The organism is Psychrobacter sp. APC 3426 (assembly GCF_030408035.1).
In the GTDB taxonomy this organism is placed as follows: domain Bacteria; phylum Pseudomonadota; class Gammaproteobacteria; order Pseudomonadales; family Moraxellaceae; genus Psychrobacter.
This window is the reverse complement of sequence record NZ_JASDCF010000062.1, coordinates 1-886: the sequence shown is the minus strand read 5'-3', so window position 1 is coordinate 886 and position 886 is coordinate 1. Positions and strand designations below refer to the sequence as shown.

General features: G+C 43.3%; 1 protein-coding gene. It reads right to left on the bottom strand.

The features are described from left to right. Window positions 1–797, bottom strand: a 797-nt coding sequence (locus tag QL919_RS14085) for an IS982-like element ISPsma1 family transposase (RefSeq protein WP_290190093.1), incomplete at its 3' end; no start/stop codon positions are given. Window positions 798–886 lie beyond the last annotated feature (89 nt).

Below are 886 nucleotides of genomic sequence, written 5' to 3'. Positions count from 1 at the left end.
TTACGAATCAATCGATGAGACAAATGCCATAAATCTCTTGCTCGTACCTTTTGTATATTAAATCGTTCTGATAGCTGACCAATGACTGTTTCAACGATACGGCGGGCTTTCATTAGCCGCCTTACCACAGGTTTGGGTCTATCCTCTTTCATGTTGGCTCTGAGTGGCGTTTGTAAATCCACGCCTTGAGCGTCGTAGTACGATGTCAGACTCGGGCTGATATACCCTTTATCAGCGCCAAGTAGCCCATGAATATGAGTGGTGATTTCTGGGGCAACCGCTCTTTCATCAACATTGGCAGGAGCAAAGGTAAAGCCTTTAATCATGCCCGATAAGTTAACAAGCAAATGGCCTTCAAAGCCATAGTATCTCTCTTGCTTAGCCGCACAGTAGCTAAAAGCCGCTAAGTCTTGATAGTTTTTATGCCGATAAGCGCGTCCATAATGACAGACGGGTATCGGAAAACCATCCATAAAATGGATGTTGTCACGGCCTTCAATTTGACTGACTTTATCTTGTATCTGCTGTTTGACTTGCCACAGATTGGCGCAGTGCTTTGCGAAGTTAGGGTATGAGCCGATGGCTGGAAACCAGTCTTGCCAATGCTGGGTAAAGTATTGCCAAATTTGTTTGTCTTGATCAAGGTGTAAAAATTCACCGACCATCTCCATGCAAATAACCTCAGGATCACTTAGCTTTGGCGCGTAACCTGCACTTCGCAAGGGTTTGGTGACGACTATTTTGTAATATTGCTCTACCATTAAATAGATATTGATGATAAATTCGTCTATGGGCATCTCACAACTCCATTGTATTCTTGGTCGAAAACAATAGATTAGTGAGGTGCTCTTCTTTTTTCAATCACTTTCGAAGTTGAGAGTGGGGT